This is a genomic window from Streptomyces sp. PTL18 (assembly GCF_059510295.1).
Map to the genome: position 1 here is coordinate 1 of NZ_JCAJZO010000170.1, position 283 is coordinate 283.

Consider the following 283-nt stretch of genomic DNA (forward strand, 5'->3'; position numbering starts at 1 on the left):
AGCCGCACGTCAACATCGGCACCCTCGGCCACCTGGACCACGGTAAGACGACCCTCACGGCCGCCATTACCAAGGTGCTGCACGACGCGTACCCGGAGCTGAACGAGGCCACCCCGTTCGACAACATCGACAAGGCTCCTGAGGAGCGCCAGCGCGGTATCACCATCTCCATCGCGCACGTCGAGTACCAGACCGAGTCGCGTCACTACGCCCACGTCGACTGCCCGGGTCACGCGGACTACATCAAGAACATGATCACCGGTGCGGCGCAGATGGACGGCGC

The 283-nt window shown here is 64.7% G+C and carries 1 protein-coding gene; it reads left to right on the plus strand.

Translation table 11 applies throughout. The features are described from left to right. The coding region (locus AC5WS8_RS39500) for a GTP-binding protein (RefSeq protein WP_496108292.1) at window positions 1–283 on the plus strand (283 nt) is incomplete at both ends.